The sequence below is a fragment of the Haematospirillum sp. H1815 genome, assembly GCF_012102705.1.
Taxonomy (GTDB): Bacteria; Pseudomonadota; Alphaproteobacteria; order Rhodospirillales; family Rhodospirillaceae; genus Haematospirillum.
The window spans coordinates 190143-210195 of sequence record NZ_JAAVTA010000002.1; the positions used below are offsets into that span (position 1 = coordinate 190143).

22 protein-coding genes are annotated in these 20053 nt (G+C 59.7%); 15 read left to right on the top strand and 7 right to left on the bottom strand.

Annotation, left to right across the window (positions count from 1 at the left end):
* The 3 genes from HEQ60_RS03200 to HEQ60_RS03210 are packed head-to-tail and all read left to right on the top strand — an operon-like array spanning position 1 to position 2976.
* Entirely contained in the window at positions 1–738 is a 738-nt protein-coding gene (locus HEQ60_RS03200; protein ID WP_168069428.1) for a CvpA family protein, read from the top strand.
* Positions 738–2222: an amidophosphoribosyltransferase gene (purF, locus tag HEQ60_RS03205; RefSeq protein WP_168069432.1), complete on the top strand. Its 1485-nt coding sequence runs from the start codon at positions 738–740 to the stop codon at positions 2220–2222. The genes HEQ60_RS03200 and purF overlap by 1 nt, the downstream gene beginning before the upstream one ends.
* Positions 2223–2244: 22 nt before the next feature.
* On the top strand, positions 2245–2976 hold the full coding sequence (locus HEQ60_RS03210) for an SDR family NAD(P)-dependent oxidoreductase (protein ID WP_168069440.1): 732 nt from the start codon (positions 2245–2247) through the stop codon (positions 2974–2976).
* Positions 2977–2986: 10 nt separating this feature from the next.
* Here the strand turns inward: HEQ60_RS03210 and HEQ60_RS03215 are convergent, their stop codons facing one another.
* On the bottom strand, positions 2987–3739 hold the full coding sequence (locus HEQ60_RS03215; RefSeq protein ID WP_245183731.1) for a YqaA family protein: 753 nt from the start codon (positions 3737–3739) through the stop codon (positions 2987–2989).
* A gap of 180 nt (positions 3740–3919) precedes the next feature.
* On the opposite strand from HEQ60_RS03215, the gene HEQ60_RS03220 reads away from it, so the two are divergent.
* The 7 genes from HEQ60_RS03220 (at position 3920) to HEQ60_RS03250 (ending at position 9312) form a co-directional block, all read left to right on the top strand.
* On the top strand, positions 3920–4639 hold the full coding sequence (locus tag HEQ60_RS03220; RefSeq protein ID WP_168069441.1) for a substrate-binding periplasmic protein: 720 nt from the start codon (positions 3920–3922) through the stop codon (positions 4637–4639).
* Positions 4640–4644: 5 nt separating this feature from the next.
* A complete protein-coding gene (locus HEQ60_RS03225) occupies positions 4645–5394 on the top strand; it encodes a substrate-binding periplasmic protein (RefSeq protein WP_168069442.1) in 750 nt (249 codons plus the stop codon).
* A 31-nt stretch (positions 5395–5425) separates the two neighbouring features.
* A complete protein-coding gene (locus HEQ60_RS03230) occupies positions 5426–6136 on the top strand; it encodes a substrate-binding periplasmic protein (protein WP_168069443.1) in 711 nt (236 codons plus the stop codon).
* Positions 6137–6168: 32 nt separating this feature from the next.
* Positions 6169–6900, top strand: a complete 732-nt coding sequence (locus tag HEQ60_RS03235) for a substrate-binding periplasmic protein (RefSeq protein WP_168069444.1) — start codon at positions 6169–6171, stop codon at positions 6898–6900.
* A gap of 30 nt (positions 6901–6930) precedes the next feature.
* Entirely contained in the window at positions 6931–7641 is a 711-nt protein-coding gene (locus HEQ60_RS03240) for a substrate-binding periplasmic protein (RefSeq protein ID WP_168069445.1), read from the top strand.
* 143 nt (positions 7642–7784) lie between these two features.
* Complete coding sequence (locus tag HEQ60_RS03245; RefSeq protein WP_168069446.1) at positions 7785–8492, top strand: substrate-binding periplasmic protein; 708 nt, start codon at positions 7785–7787, stop codon at positions 8490–8492.
* A gap of 97 nt (positions 8493–8589) precedes the next feature.
* Positions 8590–9312, top strand: a complete 723-nt coding sequence (locus tag HEQ60_RS03250) for a substrate-binding periplasmic protein (protein ID WP_168069449.1) — start codon at positions 8590–8592, stop codon at positions 9310–9312.
* 74 nt (positions 9313–9386) lie between these two features.
* On the opposite strand, the gene HEQ60_RS03255 is transcribed toward HEQ60_RS03250, so the two are convergent.
* Positions 9387–10343 carry a TerC family protein gene (locus tag HEQ60_RS03255; protein WP_168069451.1) on the bottom strand — a complete coding sequence of 319 codons (957 nt, stop codon included), beginning with the start codon at positions 10341–10343 and terminating at the stop codon, positions 9387–9389.
* Between the two features lie 262 nt (positions 10344–10605).
* Between HEQ60_RS03255 and HEQ60_RS03260 the strand changes: the two genes are divergently transcribed.
* The 4 genes from HEQ60_RS03260 (at position 10606) to HEQ60_RS03275 (ending at position 14210) form a co-directional block, all read left to right on the top strand.
* Positions 10606–12186 (top strand): AAA family ATPase, encoded by a 1581-nt coding sequence (locus HEQ60_RS03260; RefSeq protein ID WP_168069453.1) that lies wholly within the window; start codon positions 10606–10608, stop codon positions 12184–12186.
* Positions 12183–12701, top strand: coding sequence for a YchJ family protein (locus HEQ60_RS03265; RefSeq protein WP_245183732.1), 519 nt, complete (start codon positions 12183–12185; stop codon positions 12699–12701). Before HEQ60_RS03260 ends, HEQ60_RS03265 begins: the two co-directional genes overlap by 4 nt.
* A gap of 127 nt (positions 12702–12828) precedes the next feature.
* Positions 12829–13704, top strand: coding sequence for a universal stress protein (locus tag HEQ60_RS03270; RefSeq protein WP_168069455.1), 876 nt, complete (start codon positions 12829–12831; stop codon positions 13702–13704).
* Positions 13705–13745: 41 nt separating this feature from the next.
* Complete coding sequence (locus tag HEQ60_RS03275) at positions 13746–14210, top strand: hypothetical protein (RefSeq protein ID WP_168069457.1); 465 nt, start codon at positions 13746–13748, stop codon at positions 14208–14210.
* A 53-nt stretch (positions 14211–14263) separates the two neighbouring features.
* Here HEQ60_RS03275 and HEQ60_RS03280 read toward each other — a convergent pair whose 3' ends face one another.
* On the bottom strand, positions 14264–15466 hold the full coding sequence (locus tag HEQ60_RS03280; protein WP_168069459.1) for a pyridoxal phosphate-dependent aminotransferase: 1203 nt from the start codon (positions 15464–15466) through the stop codon (positions 14264–14266).
* 200 nt (positions 15467–15666) lie between these two features.
* Positions 15667–16089 (bottom strand): nucleoside-diphosphate kinase, encoded by a 423-nt coding sequence (gene ndk / locus HEQ60_RS03285; protein ID WP_066136653.1) that lies wholly within the window; start codon positions 16087–16089, stop codon positions 15667–15669.
* 225 nt (positions 16090–16314) lie between these two features.
* Here ndk and HEQ60_RS03290 point away from each other — a divergent pair, with 225 nt between their 5' ends.
* A complete protein-coding gene (locus HEQ60_RS03290) occupies positions 16315–18249 on the top strand; it encodes an ABC-F family ATP-binding cassette domain-containing protein (RefSeq protein ID WP_168069461.1) in 1935 nt (644 codons plus the stop codon).
* 33 nt (positions 18250–18282) lie between these two features.
* On the opposite strand, the gene HEQ60_RS03295 is transcribed toward HEQ60_RS03290, so the two are convergent.
* The 3 genes from HEQ60_RS03295 to HEQ60_RS03305 all read right to left on the bottom strand — a co-directional run bounded on the left by HEQ60_RS03295 (position 18283) and on the right by HEQ60_RS03305 (position 19987).
* Positions 18283–18750 (bottom strand): DNA polymerase III subunit chi, encoded by a 468-nt coding sequence (locus HEQ60_RS03295; protein ID WP_168069463.1) that lies wholly within the window; start codon positions 18748–18750, stop codon positions 18283–18285.
* A gap of 95 nt (positions 18751–18845) precedes the next feature.
* Positions 18846–19169: a ribbon-helix-helix domain-containing protein gene (locus tag HEQ60_RS10600; protein ID WP_168069465.1), complete on the bottom strand. Its 324-nt coding sequence runs from the start codon at positions 19167–19169 to the stop codon at positions 18846–18848.
* Positions 19170–19276: 107 nt separating this feature from the next.
* Positions 19277–19987: an alpha/beta family hydrolase gene (locus HEQ60_RS03305; RefSeq protein WP_168069467.1), complete on the bottom strand. Its 711-nt coding sequence runs from the start codon at positions 19985–19987 to the stop codon at positions 19277–19279.
* Between the last annotated feature and the right edge of the window lie 66 nt (positions 19988–20053).

Here is a 20053-nt window from a genome sequence, read left to right on the forward strand (position 1 = left end):
ATGATGGACTCTGTGCCCTTGACCTTTCTGGATCTTGTTGTCCTGGCCGTGGTGCTGGTTTCCGCCGCCCTGGCCTTTTTCCGGGGCTTTGTGCACGAGGTGCTGGCCATTGCCGCCTGGGTCGGGGCCGGATTTGCCGCCATGTACGGGTTTCCGCTGGCGCGTCCCTTTGCCCGCGATGCCATTCCCCTGCCCTGGGCCGCCGACGGGGCCGCCGCCGTTGGCCTGTTTCTGGTGGCCCTTGTCACCTTGTCGCTTCTGACCAAGGCCCTGTCCGGCCAGGTTCAGGGCAGCCGCCTGAACTCTCTTGACCGCTCGCTTGGCTTTCTGTTCGGCCTGGCCCGGGGTGTTGTCGTCATGGCCTTCGCCTTTATGGTCCTGTCATGGGTTTATCCAACAGTAGAAGGACGGCCACAGTGGATCTCCGGCGCCCGGACCCTGCCACTGGTCGAGGCCGGTACCGAAGCCCTGCGATCCCTGATCCCCGACCATCTGAAAACAGAGGAAGCCCGGGCCCGTGGCCTGACACGCCAGACGCAGGAAGACGTACGCCGGGCTATAGAGGCCAAGGCCCTGTACGACAAACTGTCCCGCCCGACCCCGGGCGCAACACCCGGATCACCGGACCCATCCCTTGCCCCCGCGCTGCAGCCGGGGTATGACAGCGCAGCCAACAGCAGCCTGGACCAGTTGTTCCAGGACGAAGCATCCCGGCAGCCCCCCGACGAGAGGCCCTGATGGTCAAATTTCCTGCGTTTCCGTTTCCTCTGAATAGCCCGGATGATGACAAGCCACAGGAAGAGTGCGGTGTTTTCGGTATCTTTTCCGACCCCGACGCCGCCGCGCACACGGCTCTCGGCCTGCACGCCCTGCAACACCGGGGCCAGGAAGCGGCGGGGGTTGTATCCTGCGACGGAGAGAACTTCCACACCCACAAGGGACTGGGGCACGTCCACCGGGTCTTCCGGCCCGAAGCCGGGGTACCGGGTCTGCCGGGAAGCATGGCCATTGGTCACGTGCGTTACTCCACGTCGGGCGATACGGCCCTGCGCAATGTCCAGCCCCTGTACGCCGACCTGGCCTGCGGCGGCATTGCCCTTGCCCACAACGGCAACCTGACCAATGCGCTGACCCTGCGCCACCAGCTGGTCCAGCAGGGCTGTATCTTCCAGTCCACCAGCGATACCGAGGTGATCATCCAGCTGATGGCCCGGTCACGCAAGGCTTCGGTGGAAGACCGCCTGATCGATGCCCTGTCCCAGGTGGAAGGGGCCTTCTCCCTTGTGGTCATGACCGCCGATACCCTGATCGGGGTGCGGGATCCACACGGTTTCCGCCCCCTGGTGCTGGGCAGCCATGGCGATGCCACCCTGTTTGCCTCTGAAACCTGCGCCCTGGATATCATCAGCGCCGAATACGTGCGGGATATCGAACCCGGGGAAATGGTGGTGATCAACCGCACCGGCCTGCGGTCGATGCGGCCTTTCCCCACGGTCGGACGGCGGTTCTGTATTTTCGAATATATCTACTTTGCCCGTCCGGATTCGGTCTGCGAAGGGCTGAGTGTCTATGACATGCGCAAGAAAATTGGCATGGAACTGGCGCGGGAAGCCCCGGTTGTGGCCGATGTCGTGGTGCCCGTTCCCGATTCCGGCATTCCGGCCGCCCTGGGATATGCCCAGGAAAGCGGCATCCCCTTCGAACTGGGGATCATCCGCAACCACTACGTCGGGCGAACCTTTATCCAGCCAACCCAGAAAACCCGCGATATCGGCGTACGGCGCAAACACAACGCCAACCGCCTGTATCTGGAAGGCAAGCGGGTGGTCCTGGTTGATGACAGCATCGTGCGCGGCACCACCTCCACCAAGATCGTGGACATGGTCCGCCAGGCCGGCGCCGCCGAGGTACACCTGCGGATCTCATCCCCTCCAACGGCTCATCCGTGCTATTTCGGGATTGATACACCGGAACGGGAAAAACTGCTGGCCGCGCGCTTTGATGTTCCGGGCATGGCCCGCATCCTGGGGGTGGACAGCCTGGCCTTTATTTCGGTCGATGGTCTGTACCGTGCCGCCGGCCAGCCCGGGCGGGACAATCATAACCCCGGTTTCTGCGACGCCTGCTTTACCGGCGACTATGCATCGAAGCTGACCGATCTGGCCACCCCGGATACCCTGCGGGTGGTATCCCGCCTGAACGAACACCGCCGTAGCATCTGACTGCACAAGGATCTGAACAGCCGTGAGCAAACGACTGGAAGGGCGGATTGCCCTGGTAACCGGGGCCTCCCGCGGGATCGGGCGTGCCCTTGCCCACCACCTGGCTACCGAAGGTGCCACCGTTGTGGCCGTTGCCCGCACACAGGGAGCTCTGGAAGAGCTGGACGATGAAGTCCATGCCGCGTGTGGAACCCGCCTGGTTCTGGTACCCGAAGATCTGCGCAAAACCGACCGGATCGACCAGATAGCCGCCGCCCTGTACCAAAGGTTCGGACGGCTGGACATTCTGGTCGGCAATGCCGGGCTTCTGGGGCAGCTGGGGCCGGTCGGGCACATCAAGCCCAAGACGTTCGACGATGTGATGAACACCAATCTGCGCGTCAACTGGGAGCTGATCCGTTATATGGATCCGCTGCTGCGTCTTTCCGATGCCGGGCGGGCGGTGTTTGTAACCAGCTCGGTCGCGCGGGCACCACGGGCCTACTGGGGTCCCTATGCCGCATCGAAGGCCGCACTGGAGGTTCTGGTCAGAACCTGGGCGGAAGAGGTCAGGCAAACCCCGCTACGGGTCAACCTGTATGACCCGGGCGGCACCCGCACCCGGATGCGGGAACAGGCGTTCCCGGGGGAGGATCCGCAAACCCTGCCCCCGCCAGAAGTTCATGCCGTACCCGTTCTGGATCTTGTGGCCGCAGACTGCCCGCACCATGGGGCAACCATCACGTACCGGGAACAGGTGGCAACGCCTCTCTGAACCGCCTGCCCTAGAACAGGAAAACAGCCCCGACCCCCAGGGCCAGAACAAACATCCCACCCCAGAACAGCGGGTAGAAGTGGGTGTCGATCACCGTTCTGGCCCGGGTACCGTACATGCGGAACAGCCAGGCCACAAACAGGAAACGGGCCCCACGGGTCAGGGCGCAGGCCAGAACAAAAGCCGGCAGGTTCATCTGCGCCACACCGCCGGCAATCGTGACCAGCTTGAAGGGAATGGGCGTCAAGCCCTTTGCCACAATAATCCAGGCGCCCCATTCGGCAAAGCCGTCACGAAACACGGCAAAGGCATCCTGCAGGCGATAGGCCTCGATAATCGGGCGCCCGACCAGCTCGTACAGACCGGCCCCGATCGCATAGCCAAACAGCCCCCCCAGAACAGACATAAGGGTGCACCACAGGGCCGCCCGTATGGCCCGATCCGGCCTGGACAGGGCCACCGCCATCAGGATGGGATCCGGGGGAACCGGAAAAAACGACGCCTCGGCAAAGGAAACCAACCCCAGAATCGGGATGGCCCGGGGGCCCTCCGCCACGCGCAGGGTCCAGTCATACAGGCGACGAATCAGCCCCTTGCGGACAGGCGGGGATGCAACAGGAACCGTTTCGGACAATCTGGACACAATCATCAAACCCAAGCGAAGAGAAACAGGCCGCCAGATTGCCTGTCCCGGCACAAAAATACAGCCTTTTTTCCGGCAGTCCCGTCCACAATCCACCGCCCCATCGACCCCGAAAGTCATGACCAGGCAGAATACCCTTCAGGGCACCGGACAGAAATATCTTGATGATTCATCATCCTGCCCTGAAGCTGACAGGGTAGACCCGTGCGGTGCCCTGTTCCGGCGCTCCGGGCCTTTGTTGCGTCATCCCTGTACAGACCTGCCCCCCTGTCTTTCCCATACGGATGCGGAGTGCACCCCATGACGAAACGCTTTCTTCCAGTTTTTTTTGCGGCTCTTCTGCCCCTTACCGCAACAGCAGCCCCCCTGACCTTCAATACCGAGGACTGGTTTCCCTACAACTACACCAAAAACGGAAAGGTTGTCGGATCATCGACCGAACTGATCAAGCTGATCGGCAAGAATGCCGACGTTGAGTACGAAATTGTGCTCGGCCCGTGGAACAAGTCCTACACCGAGGCCCTGAACCTTCCCGGCAAGTGTGTTTATACCACCGCTGTCACCGATGAAAGAAAGCCCCTGTTCAAATGGGTGTACCCCATCGATACAACCCGGCTGATCATCTACAAGCTCAAGGGCAAACCTCTGACCGCATCGTCCCTGGATGATCTCAAGGGCAAGAAAATCGGCAGCTATACCGATGATGCCGCGGCTGAATTCCTGAAGAGCAAGGGGTTTACCGTGGATGAAGCCCCGGCAGACAACGTCAATCCGAAAAAACTGGTGACCGGACGCATCGATGCCTGGATCACAACCGATACGTCCGGCCTGAAGCTGGCCAAGGAAGCCGGCGTGGAGGTTGAGGAAGTCATGGTTGCCCACGAGCATCCACTGGGGCTGGCCTGCAACAAGTCGGTCGAGGATGCCGTGATCGCCAAAATGCAGAAAGCACTGGATGACCTGATTGCATCTGGCGAAGCTGACAAGATCCGGCAAAGCAAGTTCCAGATGCAAGAGTAGACAGTATGCCCGGCCCCGGATCCTTTTGCAGCCATGCCGGTGCCCTTGTGGCCTGTTTTATGGCTCTCGCCCCGGTCCCGGCCGGGGCCGGGGCCGGGCGACTTGTGTTCAATACTGAAGAATCGCCTCCGTTCAACTACTTCCAGGACGGGAAAGTTGTCGGGACATCCGTCGATATTATACGACGGATCGCCAAGGATGCCGATGTTGCCTATGACATCATCGTCGGCCCCTGGAAAAAGAGTTACAACAATGCCCTGACCCAAGATGGGCATTGCGTGTTCTCAACAAAATTTACCGAAGCCCGGGAACCTCTTTTCAAATGGGTCATGCCGATCGAAATCAGCAAATCCGTGATCTACAAGCGCAAGGGCGATCCCTTCAAGGCCCTGTCCCTGGAAGACCTGCGCGGCAAGAAGGTCGGATCGTACAGCAATGACATCTGGATCGCTTACCTGCGCGATGCCAACATCGAGGTCGAGGAAGCCAACAGCGATTACGTCAACATGAACAAACTGAAGACAGGGCGTATAGACCTGTGGGCCGGCGGCGAAGGCGACGAACAGGTTGCCCGTGAGGCCGGTATAGAGGTCGAGGAAGCGCTGGTCTTTGCTGAAAATGTCATCGGGCTGGCGTGTAACAAACAGATTGATGACCATATCATCGAGCGGTTGCAGGAGGCTCTTGACCAGCTTAACGCATCCGGAGAGGCTGAAGAGATACGCCGGTCCCGATACCAAACGCCTGTCCCGTGATTTTGGACCTGTAACAAGGGGAACTGTTACAATGCCGGAATGCCGTGGCCCTGTCCTTTTCCTCAGTCTGGTGCTTGCGTGTGCACCAGCCGGTGCACAGCCGCTTGTGTTCAACACAGAAGAATGGGCACCCTACAACTATATGGAAAACGGGCGGGTTGCAGGCACATCCACCGACATTGTCCGCCTGATCGCCAGGAACGCAGACATTGATTATGAAACCGTTCTGGGGCCATGGAACCGGTCCTATAACACCGCCCTGAACCACCCGGGAAACTGCGTGTTCTCCACCGTCATCACCGACGAACGCAAACCCCTGTTCAAATGGGTCGCCCCCATAGAAAGAACCCGCCTGGTCTTGTTCAAGCTGCGCGGAAACAGCCTCACAGCCACATCCTTGTCCGACGTGAAAAATATGAAGATCGGCAGCTACAAGGGATCGGTCGAGGTCGAGTATCTGGAAGCGCGCGGCCTGACCGTGGAAGAAGCGCCGGCTGATTATGTCAATGCCAGCAAACTGAAAAGTGGGCGCATCGATTTGTGGGCAACAGCCGATACATCGGTTCGTCAGGCCCGTGAAGCCGGAGTGGAGATAGAACCAGCCCTGGTCTTCAGCGAGAATGATCTGGGGCTGGCCTGCAACCTGGCCACCGATGATGCCGTTATTGCCAAGCTACAAGCTGCGCTGGATGCCATCAACGCCTCCGGCGAGGCCGACAAAATACGCCAGTCCAAATTCTGAAACAATCCGACCGGTTCACAGGGGATACCACCATGAAGTCATTTTCTGCCATTGCCCTTCTGGCCACCCTTGTCATCGGACCGGCGGTAAAACCCGGTACAGCCATGGCCCAGGGGCAAACACTGATCTTCAACACCGAAGAATGGTTTCCCTATAATTACGCCAAGGGCGACAGCGTGGTCGGCACAGCAACCGAGCTGGTCAAACGCATCGCCAGCAAGGCCGGTATTCCCTATACGATTACGCTCGGTCCGTGGAACCGCTCCTATAACAACGCGCTGACGCTTCCCAATCATTGTGTGTATTCCACCAATATCACCGAGGAACGCCGGTCCCTGTTCAAATGGGTCGCCCCCATCGAGAATGCCCGCTGGGTTGTCTACAAGAAAAAGGGAAGCCCGATAGAAGCCAGATCCCTGGAAGACCTGCGCAACCGCGTGTTTGGCGGCTATCTGGGGGATGCCATTGCCACCTATCTGAAAAACCATGACTTCAAGGTGGAGGAAGCCGCCAGCGATCACATCAATCCCCGCAAGCTGGAAGCCGGACGCATTGATGTGTGGGCCACCTACGATGCCTCGGGCATGAAACTGGCCCAGGACAGCGAAGTCGAGATCGAACTGGTGCTTCCGATCCGCGACAACGAACTGGGGCTGGCATGCAACAAAATGGTCGACGACAGCGCCATTATGGCCATGCAAAAAGTCCTGAACGAGCTCAATGCATCCGGCGAAGCCGATGCCATCCGCAAATCCAGGCTCTGATCCCGGGCGACAGCACAAGGACAAGACGTCATGGCCAGCTTTCGCGTTCCTGTCATCCTTGTTCTGGCGCTGACCACCCATGCTGCCAGATCAGAACCCCTGATCTTCAATACAGAAGACTATTACCCGTACAATTATCTGGAAAATGGCAAGATTACCGGAACATCAACGCGTATCGTCGCCTTGATGGCAGAAAAAGCCGGTGTTTCGTACCGCCTGGTCACTGGTCCTTGGCAGCAGTCTTTCAGCAATGCCCTGAGCCAGAACAACAATTGTGTCTTTTCAGCGATCTTCAGCGAAGAACGGAAAGATCTTTTCAAATGGGTCCTGCCCATAGACACCATGCGGATGGTCATCTACAAGCTGAAGGACAGCCCGCTGACCGCCAAAACCCTTGATGATCTCAAGGATCACACTATTGGCGGGTACAGCGGCGATGCCTCGGCATCCTATCTGAAGCTGCGCGGCTTCCGGGTCGATGAAACCACAACAGACAGCCTGAACCCCATGCGCCTGCGCACCAAGCGGATCGATGCCTGGGCCACATCAGACTTTCTTGGCCCCAAGTTGTCCAGGGAAGCCGGCGTGGAGGTTGAACCCCTTCTTGTTGTCAGCGAACGCGCCATGGGGTTGGCCTGCAACAAGTCAATTGATGACGTTACTATAAAAAAACTTCAGGATTCACTGGATGAAATGAATAAAAATGGTGAACTTGAAAAAATAAGGAGCGATAAAAAGTAGAAAAACGATACAAAAACTAAATACATATGAATGCATATTACAGATAAGATATTGACCTTGGATAAAAATTAGTAGTTTAATCATCCGGCGCGTGGCGAGTAGAATTTCTGTGATTAAGCCCATCAAAAACGGGGAGTGTCCTGATGTTCAAACGCTTTTTGCCTGCTCTTGCCCTGCTCCTGGCACCGGGTGTGGCTGCAGCCCAGACCTTGACCTTCAATACTGAAGAATGGTTCCCCTACAACTATGCCAAGGATGGCAAGGTTGCCGGCACGTCCACCCAGATTGTGGAACGGGCCGCACAGGCTGCCCAGGTCCCCTATACCATTGCTCTCGGGCCATGGAACCGGGCCTATAACACAGCCCTGACGCAGAAAGACAACTGCGTTTATTCGACCACCGTCACGGACGAGCGCAAGCCCCTGTTCAAGTGGGTCACGCCCGTGGAAACCGTGAAGTGGGTGGTTTACAAGGCCAAGGGCAACGCCCTGACGGCTGCATCCATGAATGATCTGAAAGGCAAGAAGATCGGCGGCTATGTCGGGGACGCCGTGGCCAACTACATGAAGAGCCAGGGCTTCACTGTTGACGAAGCCCCCGGCGATGATGCCAACCCGAAAAAGCTGCAGGCCGGGCGTATCGACGCATGGGCCACAACCGATATTTCGGGGATCAAGCTGGCCAAGGACGCCGGCGTGGAAATCGAAAAAGTGATCGACATCCGCGAGAATGTTATGGGTCTTGCCTGTAACAAGGAAATCGACGATGCCACGATCGCCAAGCTTCAGGCTGCGCTGGATACCCTCAATTCATCCGGGGAAGCCGAAAAGATCCGTCAGTCCAAGTTCTGATCCTTACCCCTGCTGTATACCGTGGGAACACTGATTTCCCCGGTGTACAGCGGGGATCCTGCCTTCAGGCATAGGTGAGAGAGGCAAGGAGCACCTTATGCGCATACGCCCTGTGCTTGCCGTGCTTGCGTGCGCGATGCTGCCAGAGCAGGCCTCGTCGGCAACACCGATCCTGACCCTCAATACCGAAGAATGGTATCCGTTCAGCTATACCAAAGAACACAAGTCCTCTGGTACAGCTGTCGAGATTGTGCGCCTGATCATGAAACAGGCGGGCATCAGCTACCAGATTGTCAATGGCCCATGGAACCGTTCGTACAACACGGCCCTTGTCAAACCCGAAAATTGCGTCTTCCCGACCCAGATCACAAAAGACCGCAAGCCCCTGTTCAAGTGGGTCAGCCCGATCGAAACAAACCGGTGGGTGGTCTACAGGAAAAAAGGCAGCCCGCTGCAAGCCAAGACCCTTGATGACCTGAAAGGCAAGATCATTGGCGGCTATATCGGCGATGCTATTGCCGTACACCTGAAAGGCAGGGGCTTCTCGGTTGAAGAAGCAACAGCAGACCATTTCAATGTCAAGAAGCTGGAATCCGGTAAAATTGATGCCTGGGCAACAACCCAGATTTCCGGCATGAAGCTGGCTAAGGATGGCGGCCTGGAGATCGAACAGGTTCTGGAGATCCGCGAAAATACCTTGGCACTGGCCTGCAACCGCACACTGGACGATGCCCTCGTCTCCAAGCTTCAGGCTGCCCTTGATGCCCTGGAAGCTTCGGGGGAGGCCGAAAAAATCCGCCAGTCCAAGTTCCTGGACTAAACCAGCCCGCACACCCCCGCACCGGAATCAAAAAGGCAGGGAACCTGTCCCCGCCTTTCTGCACACCCCTCACATCATGGATCACGACTGTCCAGTGGCTCCGGCCCAGCTTGGGTACCTTCATTCCGGGTTTTCCAGATAGAAAGCAGGACCGATCCCCCGATAATGCCGACAATCAGGGACAAGGCGACCCAGGTTGGCATCTTGTAGAAATCGACCATCAGCATCTTCACACCGACCACGACCAGCAACAGCGCCAGGCCATATTTGAGATACCGGAACCGGGGCAACAACCCGGCCAGGGCAAAATACAGGGACCGCAACCCCAGAATGGCAAAGACGTTGGAGGTAAAGACAATAAAGGGATCTGTGGTAATGGCAAAAATCGCCGGAATGCTGTCTACGGCAAAGACCACATCCACCGCCTCGACCGCCAGCAAAGCCAGGAACAAGGGTGTCGCATGGCGGACGCCATCAATGGTGACAAAGAAGTTGTGACCATGAAAATCCTGGGTCACCCGGAAAAAACGCCGGGCCAGACGCACCAGCCATATTTTCTCCGGCGCCGGCTCGGCATCTGCGGCTACCACCATCTTGATCCCGGTGAACACCAGGAACGCGCCAAACAGGTACAGAATCCAGTGGAATTCCCGGACCAGCGCTGTTCCGGCCAGAATCATGCCCGCGCGCATCACCAGCGCACCAATAATCCCCCAGAACAAAACCCGGTGCTGGTAACGGGGCGGAACAGCAAAAGCCGTAAACACCAGCGCAATCACAAAGATATTGTCGATGGAAAGGCTCAGCTCGATCAGATACCCGGTCAGGAACTCCATCCCGGAGGTCGATCCCCGAAAATACCAGACCCCCGCCCCGAAGCTCATCGCCAGCACAAAATAAAACAAGCACATCAAAAGGGACTGGCGCAGGGACACAACCTCGTCCCGGCGGTTCAACACCCCGAGATCAAGCGCCAGAAGCCCAAGCACAAAGACGGCAAAGCCACCCCAGGCCAAAACGGTCAAATCCATGGACACGCTCCGGATACACAAGCGCGCCGCGTTCGCGCAAACTGAAACGGGGATCCGACATCACGGTGACGCCTCAACCGCCAGAGGGGCCCGGATCCAGGCACACAGAGGCCCAACTATCAGGAAAACAGCCCTTTACGTCAAGGCTCTCCCCCATTCTTCACCATAATTGTAAAAACAATGCGCTTTCTTGTTCACGTTCACGTTCGTTTCGGTTAGTGTCCGCAACACTTTTCCTGGACCAGCCCCGGATTGCTTCACGATGACCATACCGTCACCGCAGGATGTCGTTCTTGCATTTCTCGCCGATCCCGCCACACACAATGGACAGGCGGTTGAAAGAATAGACACCCACATATCAACGGTGTTCCTGTCCGGCGACCGGGCCTGGAAGGTCAAAAAGGCCGTGACCCTGCCTTTCCTGGACTTTGCGACCTGCGCCATGCGTCATGATGCCTGCCAGGCCGAGGTATCCCTGAACCGCCGCACCGCGCCGGACCTGTACCTGGATGTCGTTCCCGTCACCCGCAACGGCAACGGGGAGCTGATGCTGGGAGGGATCGGGGAACCCGTGGAATGGGTCATTGAAATGCGGCGATTCCCCCAGGACATGCTGCTGTCTGCCGTTGCCCGGCGCGAGGGGGGGCTGTCCTACAACATGCTGCTGGATATGGCCGAAGCCATTTCCCGGTTCCACAGCAATGCCGAAATTTTCCCGGGCCGATTCGGCTCCAAGGGGGTTATGTCAATCCTGGACCGGAACCACAAGGCGACCACGCCTCACTGTGAGAGCGGAACCGGGACGCCCGTTCTGGACCCGGATTCCGTCAGCGACCTGTTCGGGCAGCTGATGGCAGAGGTTCGCCAGCTGTCCCCCCTGCTTGATGCGCGCAGCCATTCCGGTCAGGTCCGTCGTTGCCATGGCGACCTGCACCTGGGGAACATCTGCCTGTCCGAGAACAAGCCGATGCTGTTTGACTGCATCGAATTCAACGAGCTGTTTTCGACCATCGATGTCCTGTACGACCTTGCCTTCCTGATGATGGACCTGCTGCACTGCGGGTACAAACCGGAAGCCTCCATCCTGCTGAACGCCTATCTGGAATGGCGCAATGACCTGGATGGTCTGGCCGCCCTTCCCCTGTTCATCGCCATCCGGGCGCAGATCCGCAGCTTTATATCGGCCTCCATGGCCCCTCATCAAAGCAACCCTGTTGCCATGCAGGAACAGGCCCGCATCTATCACCGGGAAGCCCTGACAGCCCTGCAACGCCCCACGCCGATGATTATCGCCGTCGGTGGATTGTCCGGTTCCGGAAAATCCCGTTGCGCCCGTCACCTTGCCCCGCACCTGGGCGGCGCCTTTGGCGGGATCGTGTTGCGGACCGACGTGATCCGCAAGCGCATCCTTGACCACGACCCCTATGAACACCTGCCGCCGTCTGCCTATACCGGGGAAATGTCCCGCAAGACCTACGACACCCTGTACGATGACTGCCGCCGCGTTATCGCCGATGGCCTGCCCGTTCTTGCCGACGCCGTTTTTGCCAAGCAGGAAGAACGGGAACGGATTGAAGAGTTGGCCCACGAGCTTGGGGTTCCATTTATCGGCCTGTGGCTGGAAGCAGATCCTGAAATCGCCGCAACCCGCATTGAAAACCGCAAGCGGACCCCGTCTGATGCCACCGTTGAAGTTCTGCACAAACAGCTGGCATGGAATGTGGGTGAGGTGCGCTGGACACGCATCAACAGTTCCGGCAGCAAGGAAGTGACTGATGCCATCGCACTGGATGCCGTACGGGCTAGCACAGCAGAATCCACCCAACTGCGCAAGAAGGCATGATGATCATGAATGCGCCAATCACCGATCAGGCTGAATGCCCCTGCGGGTCCACGGCCACATACGGCACATGCTGCGGTCCTTTCCATGCCGGGACCACGTTGCCGCCGACACCAGAAGCCCTGATGCGGTCACGCTATGCGGCCTTTGTTGCGCATAACGTTGATTATATTGAACAAACCCTGTCCCCGGAAAGCCGCGTGGATTTCAACCGGGACCATGTGCAGGCCTGGGCGATGGAAAGCGAGTGGCTTGGCCTTTCCATCCTGTCTTCCGAGGGCGGGACAGAACCGGGGGACACAACCGGCTTTGTTGAATTCGTGGCCCGCTTCAAGGTGGGTGACAAGGACTATGCCCACCATGAATCCAGCCGGTTCGAGAAAATTGACGGACGCTGGATGTACGTTGACGGCAACACCGGACCACGAACGGTACGCCTGAAAACCCCCAAGGCAGGACGGAATGATCCATGTCCCTGTGGATCAGGCAAGAAATTCAAAAAATGCTGTAACGCCTGATAGCCTTTAGCTCCTTCAATCCTTTGGGCTTTTCTGGAGCCGGGAACTGGTTCATACTCCCCCGCATGCCATAGGGGAGGAGGCAGCCACACGCACACCTCTCCCGCTACGAAGGGAGCCTGTACAGATGTCCAGTTTACGCATCCTGCAAGCGGTTATTCCAGATACCGAGGGCGGCATTTCAACGCTTGAAACAGCACTGCTTGTTGCAAGGGATTTTGCCGCCCACGTCCAGGTTCTCCACGTGCGCCCTGATCCGGCACAGGCCGTGCCCTTGGTGGGTGAAGCCATGTCGGGCGCCATGGTCGATGAAATGATCCGCCTGTGTGAAACCCGCGGCCGCGAGCAGTCCAACCGGGTGCATGCCCTGTTTGACAGCCTTGTAACCCGCTACAGCCTTCCCATTGTCGAAGAACCACCGGGACCGCCGTCGGTCTCGATCTCCTTCCGCGAGGAAACAGGCTCCGAAGACAGCATCGCAACACGCCTGGGACGTTTGTGCGATCTGGTCATTGCCGGGCGCCCGACCGGAGAGGAAGACCCGTGGCTGGAGGCAACCCTGAACGCCGTACTGATGGACAGCGTGCGCCCCTTGCTGGTTGCCCCGCGTACCCCGGTGCGCCAACTGGGAAAATCTGTCGCCATTGCCTGGAATAACAGCCCGGAAGCGGTGCGGGCCATCCATGCCTCGTTGCCTTTCCTGCTGAAGGCCGAAACCATCACCGTGCTGGTTGCCGATGAAGGCCATGCCGATGCTGCAACACGGGACCTGGAACACTGGCTTAGCTGGCATGGGCTTGCCATCAAGACCCGCCAGATCAAACCCACCGGGTTAACCGGAAATGCCGTCGGCGGTGCCCTGCTGGAAGCGGCAAGCCAGGAACAGGCCGACCTTCTGGTCATGGGCGCCTTTACCCACTCCCGACTACGCCAATTGATCCTGGGCGGCGTCACACGCCATGTCCTGGATCATGCCACTATTCCCCTGCTGCTGTGTCATTGAGCGCACGGTACGCAGGAACAGACCCAGGATACAGACGTGTCATGACTCCGCGACCATCACGCATGCTGAAAACCGTGTGGATCGCCCTTGTGACCTGTCTTGTCCTGGGATCAACGGCAAGCGCCCTGTTCCTGCGGGATGCGTTGCGCGAACAAAAAGCAGCACAGGACGCCATGATCGCCCGCAACATTGAAGCCGGCGCACGCGTTATGGAACTGGAACAGCAGGTTGCGGAACTGGTAGCCCGGGTCCATGAACTGGCGGAATATAATGCCAACCTGAACCAGCGGCTTGACGCCACCTATGCCCCGACCGAGGTCAGGGGCATGGCAGACTTTCCGGTCCTGCGCGGCATGGCCCGCCACGGCGACACGGTGGAAAGCTTCGCCCGGCGCGAAGGCACAAACCCCGATGTCATTCTTGCCCTGAACCCATGGCTGCGGGGCCGCCGGGAACCCATGGTCGACTACCAGACCGTCTGGATCCCCAAGGTACCCCGCTCCTGACAGCCGTCAGCCAGGCACCCCGGATCGCGGTGCCGGCCGACAGATTGCCTTGTTCAGGACAGGCTGGCGCAGAAACGCTGGATCCGGGTGCAGGCTTCGGTCAGCGCCTGTTCCGACGTGGCGTAGGAAATACGGAAATACGGGGACAGGCCAAACGCCTCACCCTGCACAGCGGCCACGCCCTCGGCTTCCAGCAGTTCAGTCACGAAATCACTGTCGCTGGAAATGGTACGCCCGGACGGAGCCTTCTTGCCCATCACCCCGGCACAGGACGGATACACATAAAACGCCCCTTCCGGAGTCAGGCAGGTCAGCCCCTTTGCCGCGTTCAACATCCGGACCACCAGATCCCGACGGGCACGGAAAGCCTCGCGCCAGGCCGGGAAGAAATCCATCGGCTGCGACAGCGCCGCAGCGGCGGCAGCCTGGGAAATGGAGCTGGTGTGCGTGCTGCTCTGGGACTGCACCATGTTGATCGCCTTGATCAGCGACAAAGGCCCGCCGGCATAGCCAACCCGCCAGCCGGTCATGGCAAAGGACTTGGACACACCGTTCATGGTCAGCGTACGGTCGATCAGCTTTGGTTCAACCTGGGCAATGGTGGCAAAGCGGAAACCGTCGTAGACCAGATGCTCGTACATGTCGTCGGTCATCACCCACACATGCGGATGCTTCAGCAGAACATCGGCCAGGGCGCGCAGGTCATCAGCGGAATAAGCCGCCCCGGTCGGGTTGCTGGGGCTGTTGAGGATCAGCCATTTGGTTTTCGGGGTAATGGCCTTTTCAAGTGCCGCAGGTGTCAGCTTGAAACCATCAGCCTCACCACACTCGACAAACACCGGAGTTCCACCGGCCAGAAGGGTAATATCCGGATAGGATACCCAGTACGGGGCCGGAATAATCACTTCGTCACCGGCATCCACGGTCGCCATGATGGCGTTGTAGATGACCTGCTTGCCACCACATCCCACCGTGATCTGCTCCGGCGTATAGGTCAGCCCATTCTCGCGGTGGAACTTTTCCACAATCGCCTTACGCAGGACCAGCGTGCCGGCAACCGGAGTGTACTTGGTCTCGCCACGGTCCATGGCCGCCTTTGCTGCCGCCTTGACGTGATCCGGGGTGTCAAAGTCCGGCTCTCCGGCGCCAAGACCAATCACATCACGCCCGGCCGCTTTCAGGTCTGCGGCTTTCTGGGTCACGGCAATGGTCGGGGAAGGTTTGATGGCAGACAGGCGGCTGGCAAGAATGGACATGGTGGGCCTCTGTGGATAAAGCACCCCGGAACGGGGGCAGTGACAACAGCACGGTCGGAACACCGCGCAGGCTGCACCCTATCCAACACGGGACACGGGTGCAACCGCTCACGCTTGCCTGACCCACAGCGGTGACATGTAAAAAAGGCAGGCCCCCCGATGGAACCTGCCTTTTCAGCGTCATCAATCCGTACGCAGGATCAGCCAACAATCTCCGACTGGGAGAAGAAGAATGCAATCTCGGCGGCGGCATTTTCCGGGCTGTCGGAACCGTGGACCGAGTTGGCCTCGATCGACTCGGCAAAATCAGCCCGAATGGTGCCGGGGTCAGCATTGGCCGGGTTGGTGGCGCCCATGATCTCGCGGTTTTTCAGGACGGCGTTTTCACCTTCCAGAACCTGAACCACCACCGGGCCGGACATCATGAAGGACACCAGATCCGGGAAGAAGGACCGCTCGCGGTGCACGGCATAAAAACCTTCGGCCTGGTCACGGGTCAGACGCAGACGCTTCTGGGCAACAATACGCAGACCGGAATCCTCGAACCGGGCATTGATCTTGCCGGTCAGGTTGCGACGGGTAGCATCGGGCTTGATAATGGACAGGGTACGTTCAACAGTCATGATCAGCATGTTCCTTGAAAGGCACGGGGCCCTTTCGGAAAGGGGGACATCCCCGCCCGACAGGCATAAGGAAGACAAACAGCGCCCGCCCCGGGATCCGGAAGGCAGGCACAAAACTTTCGCCGGGGTTATACCTGCAAAGCCCTGCCCTGACAACCAACTGTTTTGCACCGGCACACAAGGACCATTTTGCATCCACTCCGGATGTATGCTAGACGAACGCCCATGCTGCACCTGAATTCCGTCCTGTTTCGCCTTGGCGGCCGCGTCCTTCTGGACGGCGCCTCGGCCCACATCCCTGCCGGAGCCCGGGTTGGCCTGGTTGGCCGCAACGGCACCGGCAAATCCACCCTGATCAAGCTGATCACCGGCGACCTTGCCCCCGACGGGGGTGAAATCCGCACCCGCTCCCGGGCCAGGATCGGCTATCTGCGTCAGGAAGCCTCGGAAAGCACCGGATTGCTGATCGATACCGTGCTGGCCGCCGATACCGAGCGTTCGGCCCTGCTGCAACGCCTGGAACAGGATCCCCCGCCCGGGGAGCTGGCCGATATCCACGAACGCCTGAATGCCATCGATGCCCACAGCGCCCCGGCGCGGGCTGCACGCATTTTGTCCGGGCTTGGCTTTCCCGCCACCGACCATGAACGCCCGGTGCAGGACTATTCCGGCGGCTGGCGCATGCGCGTGGCCCTGGCTGCCGTCCTGTTCTCCCGCCCCGACCTGCTGCTGCTGGACGAGCCGACCAACCACCTGGATCTGGAAGCCACGCTGTGGCTGCAGAGCTATCTGGCCCAGTGGCCCGGCACCCTGGTGGTTATCTCACATGACCGCGACCTGCTGAACCAGGTGCCAAACCGGATCCTTCACCTGGAAAACCGGATCCTGACCAGCTACGGCGGCAACTACGACACGTTTGAAAAGACACGGCGCGAGAAACTGGACCTGCAAGTCAAGGGGAACGCCAAACTTCTGGAACAGCGCAAGAAGATGGAAGGCTTCATCGCCCGCTTCCGCGCCAAGGCCAGCAAGGCCCGCCAGGCCCAGAGCCGCATGAAAATGCTGGAAAAAATGGATCTTCCGGTCAGCGTGGTCGAAGAACGCACCATTGTGCTGGACTTCCCCGATCCGGAACCCCTGCCCCCGCCCATGATCGCCATCAATGACGCCAGCGTCGGTTATGGCGGAAAGACCGTTCTGCGCGACATCTCCCTGCGCCTGGACATGGACGATCGTATTGCGCTGCTGGGCGCCAACGGGAACGGAAAATCCACCCTGGCCAAACTGCTGACCGGACGGCTGGATCCCATGTCGGGCACCGTGCAGCGGTCTTCAAAACTGCGCATCGGCTATTTCGCCCAGCACCAGACCGATGAACTGAATCCCGAGGATACCCCGCTTGGCCACATGACCCGCGCCATGACCCCCAAAGGCGGCTCTGCCCCGCCGGAAAGCCGGGTCCGCGCCTTTCTTGGCCGGTTCGGGTTTGGCGTTGACCATGCCACAACACGGGTGGCCAAGCTTTCCGGCGGCGAGAAGGCCCGCCTGCTGATCGCGCTGATGTGCCGGGAACAGCCGCACCTGATCGTGCTGGACGAACCCACCAACCACCTGGACATTGATACCCGCGATTCCCTGATGTCGGCACTCAACGCCTTTGGCGGGGCCGTGGTACTGATCGCCCACGACACCCACCTGGTCGAGGCCTGTGCCGACCGGCTGTGGCTGGTGGCCGATGGCCAGGTCCAGCCCTTTGACGGCGACATGGCAGATTACCGGCAGTGGTTGCTGGACCGCGCGCGCGATGACCGCCGGGGCAGCACCGGCAAGACCGGGAATGACGACGCGGACAAGACCCGGACCGGCTCGGCGACCAACCGCCGCGAGGACCGGCGCCTGGCCGCGCAGATCCGCGCCCGCCTGGCCCCCTTGCGCCAGCGTGTGGAACGGTGCGAACAACAGGTCACGCGCCTGAATGCCCGCCGGGATGATCTGGAAGCAAAGCTGGCTGACCCGGCCCTGTACAGCGGACCGGATGACAAGGTCGCCGCCCTGCGCATGGAACTGGGGGCTGTTGGCCGCGACATTCAGGTGGCCGAAGAGCGATGGCTGAAGGCCGTGGAGGAACTGGAAAAGGCCAGCGCCCGCGAACAGGCCTAGCGCACCAAGGCACCTTACCCTTTCAGCGGTTGTTCACACCCCGGCGTTGGCGCTGGCCTTTTCCACCCAGCGCCCGTCGGCGGATTGCTGCCAGTACCGCAGCGCGTGCCCCTCTTCCCGTCGCTGGCGCCAGCGTTCCCGTGCCTGGGCAACCGAAGCCTCGTCCAGCCCGTTGAACAGGTCGAACACCCGCTCCATGCCCTCGACCAAGGTACTGTCACTGCCATCGCACAGAAACAGGTAACCGGCCCCGTTGGCATTGTCCTGCGGATCCTCGGTCAGCCACACCGGCTGCTCTTCGGCATATCCGTCCCGGCGGGATCCATGCGGCAGCCATCCGTCGCGGTCATTCCACAAAGCCTGCACCAGATCTTCCACCCGCTCCTCTGATCCGGCCACCACCAGGGCCCGTTCCCCGGTTTGCAGGACACGGGTCAGCAGGCGTGGCAGAACCTCTTCCAGACGGGATCGTTGCAGGTGATAAAAATCAATACGGGCCATTATACACCAACGGGGTCATGCAGATCAGGGAACAGTGCCGCCCCGGCGGGCCACAGGCAAGAAAAACACGCACCCCGGCCAACAAGACAGGACCATCAGGATGCAGGTGTATCCGGAGAAGGAGGGGATACAACAGCCCGGCACCGGAACCATTCAAGGATATACACCCTGACCGCACTGGACAAATTGCCGCCCGCAGTATGACTGCGCGCAGAATCAATTTCCGAAACCATGGCATTGATACTCAGGCCGCGGGTTGTAGCAATGGAACGCAACGCATCCCAGAACACATCTTCCAGCGATACCGATGTAGGGTGTCCGGCAATACGGACACTGCGCTTGATAACCGTACTGCCACCACCATTCCGCCCGGGCGGAACAGCGGGCGCATTGGCCGGAATACTCTGGGGCCCGGTCATGACTGCCTCCCTCTTCGGGGCTGGACCATACCGGCCCCGCCAGCATCCTATTTATACATTCATTTTCCACAGGAGCAACAGGCACGTAAACATGTGAACATCCTGTTCTACGGTAAATAGTTACCATTCTCCGGCAGCATGGCAACAAAACCTGCCACAGCCCCGGCAGCCCGGCACAGGTGTTCTTCTGCCCGGTAACCAGACGATACCCTGGGGCGAAGATCATGATCACCGTCACACATCCAGAGAATGTCCAGGCTTGATGGCAACCGCAGCGTATCAACCAACACCCTGCCCCCCAGAGGATCCCGTGTGCCCTGAACAATCAACCCCGGGACTGAAAGGTTTTCCAGCGGCGCACATCGCTTTTCCACCCGTCCCGGCTTCCGGGCCGGATGAAAGGGATAGCCCAGGGCCACCACACCGTCAGCCCCGACCTCGGCTGCGATCATAACCGCCATGCGCCCGCCCATCGATTTGCCCCCGATTGCCAGACAGGGCGGACGAAACAAGGCCCGCGCCTGCGCCACGGTCTCGGCCCAAGTCTGCAACAGAACCGGCTCCCGGTCCGGCGGGCGCCGCCCCCCATGCCCCGCACGGCGTGCTGCCATATAGGGAAACTCGAACCGCAGCACGGCCACCCCTGCTTCCGACACCAGCCGGGCCACAGTATTCATGAAAGGGCTGTCCATGGGAGCACCGGCCCCGTGCGCCAGAATCAGCAGCGGAACCGACAACGGCACACCGCAAGGACCGGCCGGGCCATCAAACATCCAGCCCCGCGCCACCGCCATGGCCCCGGCAGACGAAACCATCATGCCAGCGCTACCTTGCGGAAAAGTCTGCCGAACGGACCTGCACCCAACACGACGCCGGAACCTCCC